Source organism: Nocardia sp. NPDC005998, from assembly GCF_040614395.1.
In the GTDB taxonomy this organism is placed as follows: domain Bacteria; phylum Actinomycetota; class Actinomycetes; order Mycobacteriales; family Mycobacteriaceae; genus Nocardia.
In genome coordinates this window covers 129,857-147,315 of record NZ_JBEXUI010000016.1, presented here as the reverse complement: position 1 = coordinate 147,315, position 17,459 = coordinate 129,857, and the positions used below count along the sequence as shown (strand labels likewise).

General features: G+C 65.5%; 1 protein-coding gene (cut by both window edges). It reads right to left on the bottom strand.

This entire window lies inside a single protein-coding gene on the bottom strand: locus ABZ293_RS22425, encoding a GNAT family N-acetyltransferase (RefSeq protein ID WP_355183441.1). The 77,217-nt coding sequence extends 33,147 nt beyond the window's left edge and 26,611 nt beyond its right edge, so the window shows coding positions 26,612-44,070 (codon 8,871, partial, through codon 14,690, complete); reading right to left, the first codon wholly in view occupies positions 17,455-17,457. Both the start codon and the stop codon lie outside the window.

The following is a 17,459-nucleotide window of genomic DNA, read 5'->3' as shown; positions in this document are numbered from 1 at the left end:
TTCGGACGCGAGGGCCGACAATGCCTCGTCGGACGTCAGATCCTCGCCCAACGTCAGCCGGGTCGGCGCGGCGGGCGGCTCGTACAGGGTTGTCGCCAGTCGGTATTCGTATCCACCGTCGGACCTGCGGGTGGTGCTGGTGACGCGGAATCCCAGGGATTCGTAGACAGCGATCAACTCTTCGGCTCCTGCGGAGACCATTGCCGTCACGCTTGTGGCACCGTCTGCCCGCGCGCGGGTCAGTACCGCGTCAAGCAGTTGTCGCTCCAACCGGTCGTCGCTGGGGCCCGCCCGCACCCCGCAGCCTTGGATCGACCAGGTTTCGCCGCCGCCGACCGCCCAGGCGAATCCGTCGAACACGTGGTCGCCGTCGGGCTCGACGACTACACCGATCATGTTGTCGTCGTCGAACAGCTGCCGTAAATCCGAGTCGCCGAGGTCCAGCGCCCCCGCGAGCGTCTGGTCGAGTTCGGCGAGCAGGCGCACGTCACTGTTGTCGTCCGGCTCGAACGCCGTGACCTTCAGCCGTCGGATCGCGTACAGTGCTCCCCTCGGCGAGACATATCGGCGCTCGTGCAGATCGTGCACCATGGCCACCTCATCGTCCTGCGTGACGTGGTGCCAGGAGTCGGCGAGTCGGCGTCCGGCGTCGCCGTCGCGATATTCCTCGGCGCTCGCCGCCGACCGCGGCACCGTGACAGCCACCCGAACCCGGACCTCGGCACTGTCGATGCTGGCCGTGATCGCCAACCGGCCGCCCGCGCCATGCGCGGCCGCGACCCGGTTCGGCGTCCGGACCATCTCTACGGCTCGATCGATATGACCGCGCGAAAGGACTCCGCTCAGCGCACCACGGACGAATTCCTCGGCCGCCGCGCTTCGCTGCGCCACGATCGTCGGGTCGGCGGATGGTTCGCCGTCGAACTCCATCGTGTGTACCGACGGCGGCACGCCGCCCCGCTCGCCGGGACTCGGGTCGGCACTCTCGTGTCGGGCAGCGGGCGTGGCATCGACGGGAGGCTTCACCGCGTTGAACGAGACCGGCCCCATGCCCGGCTTTTCGTGCTGAGTGACTGTCACCACAACGAACCCGGCCCGACGCAACGCATTCCGGATGCGCGCGGGGCCGCCGATGTACTGCGCTCCTCCGTAGACGTTCGCCCCGGAAATGACTGCGCCGGGTCGGAGCACGCGAAATAACTCCTGCGCGAGGGCGTCCCCTCGGGATCGAGGACCCGCGAGCATCGCCGCGGATCGACTCCGCAGGTTCAGGTCGGACACCTCTGAGTCTGGCTGGCCTGCCAATGTCGAGAAGATGTCGGTGCCGCCGATGATCCGGTGGGAGTCTGGCACGTCTTGCGGACCCACGATCGGGCTGACAGCGCCCGCCGCGGCGTCGAACCGGCCGTGATCGTTGGACGGGAATCGGCCGAAGGACAACGGGCCGATATCCGGGTCTGGCTGGGCGGGATCGGCCGCAGCATCGCCACGATCCTGAGCAGGTCCGACCTGGTCCGGGGTTCCCCAGCTGATGCCTTCGAACTCGGCATCAGGGTCGAACATGTAACCGCGAATCTGCTTCTCGCTGAGGAGGCCGCTACTGTCGTGCGCACTGGTCTCCGAGCCTGGCTCAGCGCCGCCATACGTCGCCTCTCGTTCCTCGAACGGCTGGGAGAAGGCGTGCTTGGTCGGCTGGTCACCTTCGGATGTTCGACCTGTTGGAGGTGGAGGCCCGGTGTCGTCTGCGGCGGGCGGCCCTTCGAGTGCGCGCGCCAATTCCAAGTGGGTGGCGGCAACGGTAGCGGCCGACAGCATGCGCTGCAGCCGCAGCCAGGTTTCGGCGGACAGCGGATCGTTGCCATCCGATGCGGCGTCGTCACGAACCGACTTTTCGACACCCAGCTTATTCAGCGAGTCTTGCCAAATCTGCGGGTCTATCGAAATCGAATCGGCCAGCATTTCCCCTGCACGAGAGGCCCACAGCACACGTGGGACTCGCTCCCCGATCACTTCGTTCGCATAGTGACCTCGACTCGCAATGACTCCGCCCAGCAGGGACAGGAAAGAATCTATCTTGGACCGCTGCGGGTTCATCGTCAGCTGGGACATCGCTATCCATGAGATGCTCTCATCCGGATGGCCTGCCAGCTCGGTACACAAGTCGTGCTCGGCGACAGCCGCTGTATACGTGGCGATCGGTACGGCCCCGGCGAGGATTCGGCCGGTGATGTCTACCGAGCCCACCGAAAATGTGATCGGCTCCAACGACGGCAGGTCTACCAGTAGTCCAGGGAATAGTGTCGCGAGGTGCTTCAAGGTCTTTGCGGCCATTTCCGCCGGACTCGGCCCAAGATGCACCGTGGACCCATCGAGCTCCTGCACGAGCCGCCGCTTGTTGGCTTTGGACCGCCACATCACGGGCACGCCGGCAAGCTCGCCGATCCGCGGATCAGTTATTGCTTCCTCGGCGCGACCCTGCAACACCACCTGCTGCCACGCTCTGACCACCGCAGCCGGCCCCTCCAGCCCGCACAAGTAGTCGGCGAATTCCACTGCCCAGTCACTGGGACCGTCCGTCGACAGTTCCGGTATCGGGTCAATGACGCCGAACGCACCGAACCTCTCGGTGTACGTCCGCACAGCGTCACCGGACTCGCCACCACCGGATTCGACGACCTTCGCGTACACGCGTGTCGACGAGGGCAAGCCCTTAACGACCAACTCCGCGAAACCACCAGGACTCAGCCGCTCAGTCGGAAATGCCTCGATAGCGCGGAGGTTGCCTTGGCTCAACTCACCATAGGTATAAAGGAGCAGGTCTGCTCCCGATGTCATGTGCCGCAACGCCGGGATGACGCCTTCCGACGAATCACCTCGACACCGGACGGAGAATCGGGCCGGGTCCGCGGGCAAGGTCCATTCTGTGGACCACTCACCGTCCAGACCACTGACCAACAACACCACGGCCGGTTCGCCGTCGCGATCCTCGACCCGCACATTGATCGAACATTCAACCGCCAACTCCTCGAGCACGCCCAGGATCGACTGCACCGCGGGCAACGGTTCCGTGCCCACAGGCAAGGACATGGCCGCGACCTCCGCAACCATGGCATGAACGGACCCAGTCGCAGATGCACCGAACCCCGTCATGGACTGTATCGCCGTTATGCGGGCTGCCTGCGAGTTACCTCGGCACCGGACGGAGACCCGGGCACGGTCCGTGAACAAGGTCCACTCGGTGGACCACTGACCGTCCTGGTCGCCCACCGACAACACCAGGCGCCGTTCACCAACGCGATCCTCCATCCGGGCACCGAACGTCAGTACACCCGAAAGCCCGACCACGAATGCGGGCACAACCTCACGCATCGCCCAAAGCGTCGCGTTCTCCGGCCAGTAACCCCCCAGAAGCCCAACCATGGCTTTGAGCGCGTCACCGGCCCGCGCCCCCTCCAGTGGCATCTCGAATCCACGGCGAGCCTCATCGTCCAATTCAGCAACGGCCGGAAGCGCATCATGAGGCGTGCTCCGATCCGAAACGCCATGTGCCTCTGCCGAATCCCTGGCATGCTCCAGCTCGAAGATTCCGCCCTGCGGTCGGTCTGGGATGGGCTCGGGGCCGAAGATGTCATCGGTGGCCGACCGTAGCCGGTCGAGCGCGTCCTGGTATTGCTCAGGTGTCGCTGCGCCGTCCTGCACTCGGCGCATGACGGATCCGAACTCCTCGACAGCCGCGGCGTATGCCTGCCGCGCCTCGGCCAGCGCGGGGGGCAACGCAGTGGTCGAGCGGGCAGCTGCGATGGATGCGCGCAGTTGTTCGAGGCGCTGAGTGATATCGCGTTGCCGAACGAGCGCTGTATTCAGCGGCGCACGATTCGAGTCGCCGGGTTCGGCAAACTCCGTTGCGAATCGCAAGACCGTCACGTCGATACCTTGCGCCGTGGCGGCCTCGGTCAAAGAGCCCAAAACCGCGATAGCTTCGGCCGCCGAGTCGGCGTGGTCGCTCAGCAGCCGATAGTACTCGAGTGAGTGCTCGGATATCAGCGACAACGCCGCCAACTCGTCGAACAGCTGCTTGTTGACTGTGGCCTCCCGATACCGGGCTACTGCCAGAGCGAGTGCATCATGTAATGGGTTGTCCGGTCGCCAAATCCGCGCCAGCTCCTCCTGTGCCCACATCGGCTCCGAGGTCAACTGCGTCAGATCGGCCGACGGTAACCGCGAAGCCAATTCAGCCAATTCCTGGAGCGCCGCGCCCTGCTCGGCGCACCAGGCGCGGTAACTTGCGCGCCACTGGGGCGGCACCAGCGATTCGAAGTAATCCCAGTGCTCTTCGGTTCTCAGGTCAGGCGCGATGACGTTCAGACGATCACGCAACCGGTCGATCTTGTCCAGTCGGGCGACGACGTCCGCCAGCCTGAGTACCTTACGGCCTTCCAGCACCATGGCGCCGCCTGCGAGCTGACTCCGCAGCTGACCTTGCTTGTCGGCCAAGTCATCGAGACCGGCCCGCAAGTCGTCGGAACTCGGTCCCTCGGCGCCGACCTCGATCCTGTCAACCCCAGCGGTCGCCCATTCCAGCCAATTGTCGACTTCCGCTGCGGGCGGCGGCAATTCCATCGGCTGCAGCGCGGCATGTGCATCCTCGGAATCCGATGCCTGCCCACCGTTGTTGTCGTCGTGCTCGGAGACGGCGTCGGTCGAGCCGATCAGGCCCGGGACGCGCCGCCCGGCGCGCCAACCTGCGATCTGGGCGGCGACCCCGCGCCCGAGTCGGCGCGTTGGCACACCATCAACAAACGCGACGCCCGCGAACGGTCCGAGCGCGTCCAGGTCGACCTGCGCTTCGAGCAGCCAATCCATACATCGCGAAAGCCGCAGCCAGTCCCGGCGCCGCGTTGGGTCACTGGTGTCATAGGACACCCAGATGTCCGGTCTATGCGCGACCGTGCTCCGGTTGTGCAGGACGATCACATGGCTGGCGACCTCGTTGCGCCGCGGCTCCTTATTGCGCTGCAGGATCAAGCCCACAATGGAGTTGGGGCGCGCAGACATCCAGCGTTCGACTGTGCGGTCCCGCTCCTTGGCGGACGAGCCGAATCGTTTGTCGATCGAATCCCATCCACCCGGATGCAGGCCTGCACCAAAGATGCGCTGCATCCCGGCAACCCGCAACGCCCCCTTGCCGATACGGCGAGTCGCCCTCCTCAGCATCGCGTCGTCGCCAACCAACCCGGCCACCAACTCCGCCGCACCAACCACGCATTGCTCGGACCCGTCCGCCAGGTGATCCCATGGGTCGCCTGGCGTATTGATGCCTGGCGTGTACGTCCGTTGCGCCGATACGCTGCCATGGGAGTCGACGACTTTCGCGTCCACGCGTGCCGTAGTGGATATACCCTCGACTGCCAACTCCACATGGTCGCCGGGCCGCAGCCGCCCCGTGGGAAATGATTCCAAGGCACCCAGGTTGTAGTGGTCCAACCTGCCTGGGCCCGTGAGGCCTATGCGTTTAAGCAGGAAGGTGACTACCGACGTCGTATTCCGTAAGGCCGTGGCGACTCGTTCCGGCGCTTCACCTTGGCACCGGACCGAAAGCTGGTCCGCAGAACAGATCCACTGTACGGACCACTCATCGCGCAGGCCGGCCGTTGACACCACCGCAATCGGAACGCCGTCCCCAACCTCGATCCGCACATCCAGCACGCACTCAGCCCGTTGCTCCACTAAATAGTGCTGAATTCCCGTCACCAAGGCGCGAAACAAGTCATGGCCCACCGGAACGTAACGGTCCGCAAGTTTCGTAACCATGGCATCAACCGACCAGGTGATGGTCGAGGCGTGCCGTGTCATGGACGATAACGCGGCGCTGACCGCCTCCAGCGAATTACCTTGGTATCGGACCGAAAAGCGGTTCTGATCGACGAACACGGCCCATTCCTCGGACCAATCTTTATTCACAGCGCCTACCGACAGCATCAGGCACCGTTGGCCGTCGTCCCGGTCCTCCATCCACACCGTAAACTGCTTCACATCCCCAGAAGGCCGGTGCACAAACGCGGGCACAACCTCGCGCATCGCCCACGTCGTTTTCTCTTCTGGCCAATACCCCGCCAAGAGTCCGAGCATGCCCCGGACCGCGTCCGCCGCAGTGGCTGTGTGCAACGGCATCGAGTATCCCCTCCGGGCTTCGTCGTCCAGGGGAATCCAAATCCATTCCTCGGCTTGTTCCGGCTCTGTCGTCGCGGACTCCTCACCGCTCGGGTCGTCCGCCGGTTCGTTTGCGGTGCTGCCGATTTGGACGTCGATGCCCGCTTCGTTGGACCAGTCCACGTACTGTCCGGGTTCGAGTGGTCGAGCGGCTCTACCCCCTTCCTTGAGGAAGACCAAGCCGGCGTTGGCGATTCCTCGGGCCTGTAGCCGGCGGGCGCGCTTCCATGCCTTGCGTCCCGTGAGGATGCGCTCTCGGGGCTTCGCCGTCACATCGCCCGGAGGCACGTGCCATTCGTGCAGCAGGAGTTCGCCGCGCTTGGTGGCCTTCAGGCTGACGACGTGTCCATCGATGGGGCCCCAGCCCTGTTGTTCCGGTGCCGCAGTACTTTTCGGCGGGTATTTGATGGCCAGAATGACGTCACGAACCTCGCTGTCGGGGTCCACAACGCGGTTGGCAAAGTCGATGGCACCGGTCTTCGGGTCACCGTCCTCCCACAGACAGTGGGCGTATTGGGCCAGCGACCGGCTGGTGAGGCCCCATCTGTTGAGTTGATCGTGGACATCCTCGGCGTCCTCGTTGAACACCTCGGCGGGCGTAGTAACGGGCGTGTCGTCGCCGTATTCGTCCTTGTGATATTGCAATTCGCCGAGCCCGCAGGTCGTGAATCGGCGTTTGGCGGCAAGGTGTCTGCGCCACGCCTCGTTCGCGATCCGGGCGACGGTGCGTTGGCCGACCGACGCCGTTCCCGGCCTGTGCCGGACGGCCACGGTCGACGTTCTCACCAGGTTCGCGACGGTCTCCGGCGTAAACAGGCTGGTGCCGAGGTCGATCCGGGCGCCGGCCGAGAATTCGTCCTCACCGAATTGTTCGACCAGCCACTTCCGGAACCTCGGCTCATACGCCGGGTGGTCCTCGTCCTCCACGACATTCTTGAAGTAGTACGAACGCAGTGCCTTCTCGACTGCCTCGTGCCCACCCTGACCACTGACCATCCACGCTACGGTGGCGAGCCCGCCGGTCGCGGCCGCTTCCATCGGATCGGCGCCGGACTCCTGCCGCGCCCGATTCCGCAGTTCGCGATTCGCGATTATGTGGTTGAAGAGGGTGATGCGGTACACGAAGTCCCGTGGGTCCCCGATGAGGTCGGTGTCCGGCTGCGCACCGGCCGTAAACGCCCAGTACCGCCGACTATCCATAGCCGTACGCGCCACGCCAATCAGCCACGGCATCGACGCGGTCACGGCACGCCACACCGGGTCATGAACACCGATCAGCAACGCTGTCGACCCAATGGCGGATGCCAGCCGCTCCCGCCTGGATAGGCCAACATCACTGCGGCGCGCCCAATAGACCATTGCCTCGCCTGGTGCCGCCCACGAAGCATTCGCGGGCGGGTTGTCGATGTCCTCAGTCGAGAACCGGACCAGCGGCATCCCTCGGAAGTCGAGGTACCACCCCGCGATAACCCGCGCGACGGCGAGCAGATCCGCGTCGGGTCCTTCCGCATCGAAGACCAGCCCGAACTGCTCCCGCAACCACTCCCGCACCACATCGACCGGCCCGTCCCAAAAGATCGCGGGCAACGTTCGTTCAGCATCTTCGAGACCGGGCTCGTCGGCACGTGGCAGCTGCGTTTCGCTGTTCCCAGACTCCCCTTCGGCCCGCCGCCACAGAGCGTGCACCACACGCCTGCGCCTGGCGTTGCCCCAGGTCGTGGGCGGTAGCTGCCCCTCGGTGGCGATAGTTGGATCGCCTACCGCTGACGCGAGTTGGCGAAGGATACGCGGGGCCACCGCTGCCAGTTCGTGACGAACTCGCGTCCGGCTGATGTTGAACTCGGCCGCTATCCCCTCTTCCGACCACCCTTCCAGCCAGCGGAGCCGCGCGATGGTCGCCCGGGTGCCGGTGCCATCCGCCAATATCACTCGAGCCTCAGCGGAATAACGTTGGGTCGCAGCCTGGACTCGGTCCAACAGCAGTCGACGCTGTGGCGGTCCGGTCGGTGTTACCGAGGTTGGCGGTAGGACGGCCTGAACCCGCTCCAACACTGGGGTGCCGGCCAGCGAGTCCGCCATCTCGCGCGCCGCGACGCGCAGTGAATCGGCAAGGCCGTCGAGTGGCCTGGCAAGCACCGCGGCGATTGCGTTGTCTGCCAGACCCAGCATGCGGAGCAATGCCGCGTTCCGTCGTTGCGGCTTGAGCGCGCCAAGAGCCGCATGTACTTTCGCTGCCTCGTCGGGCGTCACCAATACCAGCCGCTCGATGATGGCAGGCGGCAGGCCTCGTTGTCTCGCATCGGCCAGGCTTATCCGGACGTCGATCTGACGCAACCACTGCAGCACCTCGTCCAGGCTCGCTACCATTTCGGCGGCGATATCGGCCGGCTCCAGGCCGGCAATCCGCAGAGCCGCACATCGAGCCAGGATCGGATCGAGCGCCCGGAGTATCGCCCGTATCGCGGCCTCGTCCTGTCGACCAAGCCAGTCCACCACTGGCAGAGCCCGCGCCACCACGTCGTACGCGGAGTCCGGCACGCGAGACTCGTGCCGCGACAACACATCACGTGCTATGGCGATGAACCACTCGCCAATATCGGCGGCGCCGACGGCCTCGCCAATGCGATTTGCGGCCTCCTCGAACGCCTGCGCGGCAAGCAACCCTGCCGCCGCGCGATCGGCCACCTGTGTCAGGACAAACCCGTACTGCTGTGCCCCGAACCGCATCCGAAGCAGATCCAGCGCACCGGCCTCGCCCGCTGTTGCGGCCGCGACGAGCCCGGAGACGTCCAGGTTGCGCAGCCAGTCCAACTCGGCAAGGACGGAGGCCATCATCGCGTCGCGCAAATGTCCCTCGGGAGCCGCATAGCCGGTGCCTGCCCCGGAAACGTGAGCGACCAGCCCATCGACCAATCGACTCACGGTGCTCAGTTGTAGACGCTTGTATCCGTCGGGGTCGAGCCCGAGCGCGGCCGTGACGCGCTCGGACGGCCACTCGGCGAGAATACGCAGCACTGCGAAGGCTCGCTCTAAATCGGTGAGTCGGTTGATGCAGTGAGCCAACGCGTTCGACGCTTCCTGCGCCGCCTGGCCAACATATGCGAATTCTCGCCGCCGCTGCTCTTGGGCCTGGGCCTCGTCGGCCTCCGGGATGCGTGCGACCCCGGACTTCTCCTCGGATGGTTCCCAGCGGGCGTTCACGACATGCCGACGGTCGGCGTTGGCGAGTGTTGGTGGCGTGCCAGCCTTCTTGGCGGGTTTTGCGTCCGGCGTCACGTCCGAACGCGGCATGGTGCCGGTGCTGTGGAGGTGACGGAGTTCGTCGTCGCCGAGCTGGTAGCCGAATACCGTCATTATCCGGCCGAGCATCTCGACGCTCGGACGACTCTGGCCGGTTTCGTATTGGTCTGGGTGGCCTGGCAGTGCAGTCTGGTCCAAATCACGGTCCCACCGCAGCCCGAAGAGGATCTGGCCGAGCCGACCGGGTACGGAATCCGGATCGACACCACGCGCGCGCTGTCCGGCGATGTTCCGCCGGCGAGCGGACGTGTCGAGCCACTTCAGGAGCAGGTCGGCCAACTCGGGCGGGGCATCGAACGCGTCGAGGAGCCGCAGCAGCATCCCGGGCCGCATCTTCACCCCGTTGCCCATGACGTAGTTGAGTAGGGCTGGACCGGACATGCCCGCCCGGCTCCCCGCATCCTGGTCGCTCAGTCCTTCTGCCCAGAACAGCCGCTTGATCGCGCGGCCGATGCGCGCGAGCTCGGAATCCGGATCCCGCTGGTCGGCGATCAGCTCACGCTCGACACGCTCCCACAGCTGCGTAATCACCCGAATACCCTGTTGTGCAAGTGCATTGGTCGCATCCACGATTGCATGGACGATCGCAGGCTCTGGGACGGCTTGGCCGGACTCCAGTTCGGCCACGAAGACCTGACTCATACCGATGGCGTCAGCGAGATCCTGCTGCTGGAGCCCGGCTTCCCGCCGCATCCGGCGCAGCATCAGGCCCACCGCCGCGAGCGTCGGTTCGACGACAACGCCGCGCTCCGCCAATCCAGCTCGGTAGGCCCGTTCCTCGTGCTGCCACAGCACCGGCATCAACCACTCCGCTTCCTCGGCCGGAATACCCAGCTCCTCGGCCACGGAGCGCAGCACCTTCGGCGTTGGGAAAGCCGTGCCTCGCTCGTAACTGCTCAACGCGTCTCTGGACACCACGCCCCGCAGGGCACCCACCACGTTGCGGATACTCCGTCCCGTCGACCGCCGCCACGACTGCAGTTGCAAGCCGACATAGTTCGGGTCTGCGGCTGCGGTGAGGCTGGGCACCGATTCGGGGCGAGAATGGGTCAGATGCTCCGCACGGGTACGAGTTCTACGAGGACCGCGGGTGCCGAGCAAATCGGCCCTGACCCAGTGCGATTCGACAAAGCTGCGCAGCAGGCGCTGGGTCGCATTGTCGCGGTTGCCGTGTCGGGTGGCGACGGCCAGAACCGTCTCGAGGTTCCCCTTGGTGGGCCACTGGCGACCAGTGAGGTAGCCGGAGAAGGTGCGGGCGCTCACGCCGGTCGCGTCCTGCCATCTCACCGACGTGCCCAAATCGGTTGTGCGCTCTTGCAATAGGCGCATCAGCGCGGCCATGTACTCGAGTCGCAGCCGTTCCAACCCGCCGCCCTTGCGCATAGCCACCTCGATGACTTCATCGATCATGTGACCGGACGGCGCACCCTGCCACACTCTTCTCAGGACCATCCTGGTCAGCCCGAACTCCCTGCCGAACGCACGGAACCCGAGACCGCTCTCCGCTAGCACGCTGCGCAACGTCGGCGAGCCGCGCATGGACCTGGCATGCATCTTGCGCACGCGCCGCTCCAGGGTCGACACACCGGTATTCCGGGTAGGGAATTCGCTATCGCGGAAGCGCAGTTCGAAGACCATTCGGCCTTTGCTGATAGCCACCGTGTAGTCGTGCGCCGACTGCAAGATGCCTGCCTTCAACTGGGCAAGCCGGGTGTCTGCCTCTTGGACTGAAACGCCGTGAAAGGCGATGGCGAGCCGCAACTGCACCTGTCCCCCAGGCTGTTGGACGCGTGTCACACGGACAGCTACCTCTGCTGCACCGAATTGGCGCCACCCGACTTGAGTCAGGCCGGACACCGTCTGCCGCACAGCGAGCTCGATATCCGGGTTCGCCCACCCGTGGGTCAGGGCCGCGATGCGCGCGGCACCCACGGTCAAGGCCTGCTGAGCACCACGCGGGAAGGTGAGCGGATGTGTCCGGTGTGAGTGGCTCGCAACAGAAGGTTCGTCAGCGGGTATGGCGGCACCGAGCCGGGTGAAGAAGTGGCGTTCGCTGCGGTGTATTTCAGCAGGCGTCGTGGCGGTCATCGGATGCGCGGGGGTGCCGTCGGCGAGATACACCTGCACGCGGGTTCGCACACCGGGCCGTTTGCGCTCGTTCTCCAACTTCGGCAACTCGTCGATTGCCTCTTGCCCGTAGAGGTCTCGTACCTGCACCTCGGGCGGTACCGGTGACTGTCCGGCTTCCGGCGTTTGGTTCGGGTCGGTAGTGACATGCAGGCGGAGATTGCCGCCCGGGGTCCGTATCAGGCACGCGGCGACGTGAGCCAGGGGCCGGTATTCGTTGTCGGCACCGGCGACCGCGTCCTCGGGCCCCATCGTCACCACCACCGCGTACGCGCCGGGGATCTGCGCCGCGATTCTGTCGAGCAAGCCCGGAAGATCCTCGGCGGACCCGTACTTGGTTGGGTTTTCGAATCTCGCGCGCGTGCGCCGCAGGTATCCCGCCTCGCCCGTGCCGATGGCGGCGCGCACTCGTGCGATATCCGCCGCCAGCTCGGAGTCAATATCAGGTCGGGCGATGTCGAACAGCGCGGCCAGGAAGTCTTCCATCTCCATGGCGCACAACGCGGGAACCGAAATCAGTTCCGCCAGTTTACGATCGATTTCAGCGGCAGGGTCAAGTGGGACTCCGCGGCGGACGGGCCGGATTTCGGCGGGGGCAGCCGGGATTTCGGCGGGCCGCCACCAGTGCTCGGTGACCCAGTCCCGCAGTGACGCGATCACGTCGTCGAGCGCGTCCAGCAGGTCGGCCCGGTCGGTGGATCCGATCGGTGTCGGCTGTCCGCGGTGGGCTACCTCCGCGTCGACGAGGCGCTCCAACATGGCCAAGGCGTCCCGGCGATGCGCCGGACTGGGCTGGTCGTCGGGGTCGGTGACCGCGGCCAGCGCGACCAGTTGGGCGCGGGCTTGTATGACGAGGCTCACGAGCGCGTCGCGTTGTGAAGAGTCCTGCGCCGCAGGCCCTTCGGCTGGTTCCTGCGTGTCTTCGTGTGGTGTCACATCGAGGCGGACGATAGCGGAGCCGATATCGCGCCCGCTGCTCGACTGGGCGTCCACCACTACAATTCCCGGGCGCAGCAGCGTGGCCCGGAACGACACACTGGTTATGGATCGTGAAAACAGTTCCTGCGCAGCGTTATCCAGGGGCCGCAGATCGACTCGCCCACTGAGGCCAACCGAGTACGCCACGTCGACGGCGAATTGCCTGATCTCGTTTTCGAAAGTCACAAACATTTCGCGGACCGCGACCAGGTTCCGGGTCGGCGGCGCGGTACGAGCCTCCGGATCCGTGGTGGCGAACTCGGCCACCAGTTCCGCAGTGTCGGAATCCATCTCGATCGGCCCACGTCCGTTGTCGCGTCCGGCGTGGAACTCGGCGATCACCCGCCAGTCCGTATCAGCCGACACAATCGTCCACTCGTCGGCGTACCGTGCGAGCAGCTCGATCAGCTCGCCGGATACCACTTCCACATTCTCGACGGTCAACTTCCGCCCGTTGCCGCCGAGCGTCTGCGACAACACCGGCCCGGTCGCGGTGCCTGCCTCCGGCTCGGGCAGGTCCCGAAAGACCACGTCCGTGTGAGGGAAGACGCAGTCCAGTGTCGTCCTGATATCGACGCCATGTCCGGAGACGGAAATCGTGGTCTCAATCCCCGCTCGGCGCAGCTCTTCCTCCAGGTTGCTTGCTGCGCGGCCGGGGAAATCGACCGATACCAGCAGTGCTTCATCGACGCGCAGCGACACCGTTGATTCGAGCGACTGGCTCGGGATGCTCTTCAGCAGCCCGGCGACCGTCCACAACACCATGCCCCGCGTCATCAGCGCCCACAGATCGCCATCCGAACCGCTGTCCTCCTCCGTCGGATCCAGCGCGGCGACGCCGATGAGGGACTCGACGGCGTGGTACGTATCCAATACCGCACGCAGCCGGGCGATCTGCTCGCGCAGCCGGGCGCGCACCGCTGCGAACCAGTCCGCGTCCGCATCGAGCGGACCAGGAAGCATCGCCGCCTCGAGCTCAGCCAGGTGCCTCAACAGCTCGGCGAGGTCGCTCCCGAGCCAGCCTCCGACATAATCCTCCGCGTCGCGCATCACCTCCGCGATTCCTTCGATGATCCACTCGGGTCGATGGAACCGCAGATCCACGCCGCTGGAGTGTTCGTAGACCTCCACCGCCACAAAGCCATCCGCGAACGCAGACTCCGTGAGCCCACGGCTCAGCGACATCGCCGCCAGCACCTCCGCGGGTTCCCTGCCATCACCCCTGGACTCCATGAATGCGCGCGCCGCGGCGAACTCGGGCGCCCAGTGCAGTTCGACCTCGCGCGGGTCGACGCCGGCCCATGCCCATACCAGCTCGGGCTCCACATTCTCTGCGCCGCCGTCGATCTCGCCTGCAGTTGGTGGCCTTGCGTAGGTGACGTCGTACCTCTCGATCTGCCCGCCGAGATGTGCGGATCGCGTGATTCGCTCGACGGTGTACCCGGCACGAGCGGCAAACCGACGGTGTGACGACGAGAAATAGTCGCTGGGATCCAGCGGAGCGAATCCCCTGATGTCCGTGTCGACCTTGATCGTCCACACCTGAGCACCGATCTTCGCCATCATGCCGTCGAAAAGCTCATTCTGGCGTGTCTCGTTGGTACGGGTGATCGTGAACCACAGCTCATGTAGGGGATTCACGAACGCGTCGATCCGCTCACCGGATGGCAGCCGGTGCTGGTACCGGACGATTGCCCCGGTCTCGAGCAGCCGGTCGATCGAGACCAGCAGCCGGTCGAACCACTCTGTGCGGCGCGCCAACGCGAATCGCGGGCGAAGAGCTAGCACGTCACCATACGTTCGGTGCGCTGCGTCGTACAGCCACGGCATCTTCCCGACGTCGACCGCCCACATATCCGCGCCGTCCGCGAGCGCCTGCAACACGTCGAACGTTCGCGGACCATCCCACGACCGAAGGACCTTCGTCAGTCTCGCGCGAAGAGAGTCCTCCTCAGATACGGCAGGCCGGCCGTGTGGCAACACTACGACGCCGGCACCATTGAGCAGCAGTAGCCGCCACGGAAGCTTCGATGCCTCGCCCAACTCTGCGGCGGAACGCAGAACCACCGATCTCATGACATCGAAAACCGGCCCGCCATCCGTCTTGACACACACCGCGACCGGGATTCCCTTTTCCTCCACCACCGCGACCCATGGCCCCGGCCGGTCGCTGAGATCGCGGAACACGTCCTCCTGGTTGCGTTCTTCATTGGTGTACACCTTGTGGTACTGACCATCGTCGATCGCATTCGCCAACGTCCCTGCGCTGAGGCTCGCCGCCATATGCGGTAACCCGAACACCGGCGTGGGGAAGCAATGATTCGCGGCCTGCAGCGCCGCGCGCACCTTTTGCCCGTCGTCCTCACCAGGCCGACGCACATGCAGGCCAACCGGATCCGCCAGGTGTGGCGTAAACCGGTGAATCGCCGCGTCCAGCATGTTTCTCGCGGTGGCCAACTCGAGGTATGCCGCCGGATCACTTTCGGCCGCACGATAACTCAGGCTCGCTACCCGCGCGATCAACACAGTGACCCGGTGGGCGAGGGTGTGGGCCCGCTCCAGCAGCGCCCTCTCGATTATCGCCGCCCGCGATCCGAGCTCGTCATGGTTGGTCCAGAACGCCTCGGTACGCTCAATCAGCTCCCAGAACGGATTCTCGAGCTGCCCGAGCTCCTCGAGCCAGGTACCGGCGATCGCCTCCGGATCCCCCGCCACGATCGCCGCAGCCCGCGCCAGCACCGGCTGCATCGCCGCGACGCCGTCCGCCTCAACCCTATCGACGGCACCGTTCAACTGAACCCACCACTCGCGCGCGCCTGGCTCATCGAGCTCCGACTCCACGTCTCGTAGACACTGCCGCAGCCGCTCCACATCCCACGGCATGTCGTACAGTTCGACTTCGTCGATATCGCCGCCCTCGGCGAGTTCACACAACGCGCGATACCGGTTCTCGCCCAGCGACCATCGCACCGTGAGCAACTCCTCCAGCTTCGCTCGAGCCGTTTCCGCCGCGATGAGCCCCGCGTCAACTGGTACCACCGACTGGCCTTCGAACGCGTCCTTGGCAACGGCGTCCAATGCTGATCCGGTCTCGCCGGGGTCGGTGGGTTCGGCGGCGGTGCTGCCTACGCGGGTTCGGATGCTCTGTTCGGTCGACCAGTCGACGTGTTGGCCAGGTTCGAGGGGACGGGCCGCGGTGCCGTCGTCTTTGATCTCCATTCCGGAGTTGGCGATGCTGCGGGCTTGCAACTGGCGCACGTGTTTCCACGCTTTGTGGCCCTTCAAGGTGCGCTCGCGGGGCTTCCCGCCGCCTGGGGGGACGTTCCATTCGTGGAGCAGGAGCCTGCCGCGTTCGTCGGTGGTCAACGTGACGACGTGTCCGTCGACAGGGCCCCAGTCCTCGTCCTCCGGTTCGACATGGACACCACCTGCCGGCGGGTACTGCACGGCCAGAATCACATCGCGTACCCCACTGTTCGGGTCCACGACGCGGTTGGCGAAATCGATGACACCGGTCGCCGGTTCGCCGTCCTTCCACAGGCTGTGCGCATATTGCGCCGCCGAACGGAACGTGAGCCCCCATCTGTCGGCCAACTCGAGGTACTCCACGGCGTCGTCGCCGAGCACCTCGGCAGGCGTGGTGACCGGTGTCCGGTCACCGTACCGATCGCGCTGGAACTGCAGCGCACCGATCATGCACGTCGAGAACCTCCGCCGAACGGCCAGGTGTGTGCGCCACGTGTCCAGGACAACCCCATAGACCAGGTGCTGCCCGACCGACGCGGTCTGCGGTCGATGCTGAACCGCCACCGCCGACCTTTGGACCAGGTGGGCGACGACCTCCGGCGTGAACATACTGGTGCCGTGGTCGAGACTCGCGCCGAGCGGAAACGCGTCCTCGCCGAATTCCTGTGCGAGCCAAGCACGGAACCTCGGCTCCTCGGACGGGTGGTCCTCAGCCTGCACGACGTTGGCGAAGTAGTACTTGCGAAGCCTCTCTTCGACGAGCTCATGCCGATTCCAACCGGCGACCCTCCACGCCACGCGGGCGAGGAGAGCCGTGGTGCCGGCCTCTGCTGGGTCGACACCCGAGAACCCATGCTTCTGCCATTGCTCGCGGAATTCCTCGTCCTTCATCAAGCGATCGTTGAGCACGGTGCGGTACGGGGCGTCGTGCCTATCCCCCGGGGCGAGCAAGGGCGGCCGTCCACCGCGGGTCAACGCTCGATTCCGCACGTATTGCCTGCCCACACTCGCCGCATAAGGGACGAACGTCAGCGCGTCCATCGCGCCACGCCAAGCCGTGTCGAGATTGCCGAACACCGCGGCCGACGAAATGACCGTCCCCAATGTCGTAGTCAACCGGGAAGGGCGTAACGATACGCCGGTCGCCGAGCTAAGCGACCCGCCAACGCCCTCGCCGGCGGCACTCATGTCCTCGGTCGAGAATCGCGCCAGCGGCATTCCCCGGAAATCGTGGTACCAGCGCGCGATCGCCCGCGCCATCACCAGCAATTCCGCGTCGGGCCCGACCGCGTCGAATACCAGACCGTACTGGTCGCGCAGCCACTCCCGTACCGCACTGAGCGGCCCGGCCCAGAAGATCGTGGACAACTCGATGTTGCTGTTGTTGAACCGATGCGCCAGCTCAGCGGCCTGCACCATCGTGATGGTCTTCGCCTCGACTTGGTCGGCCAGCGCCCGGTACAGGGCGGCGATCGCTCGACGGCGAGCCAAATTGTCTGGCCAGCCTTCGCCGTACCGATGTCCTTCGCGGAACGCGGCTTGGCCGCGCATCCACTTGACCGCCGCCTCCCGCAGCTGCGGATACCGGTCACCGTATT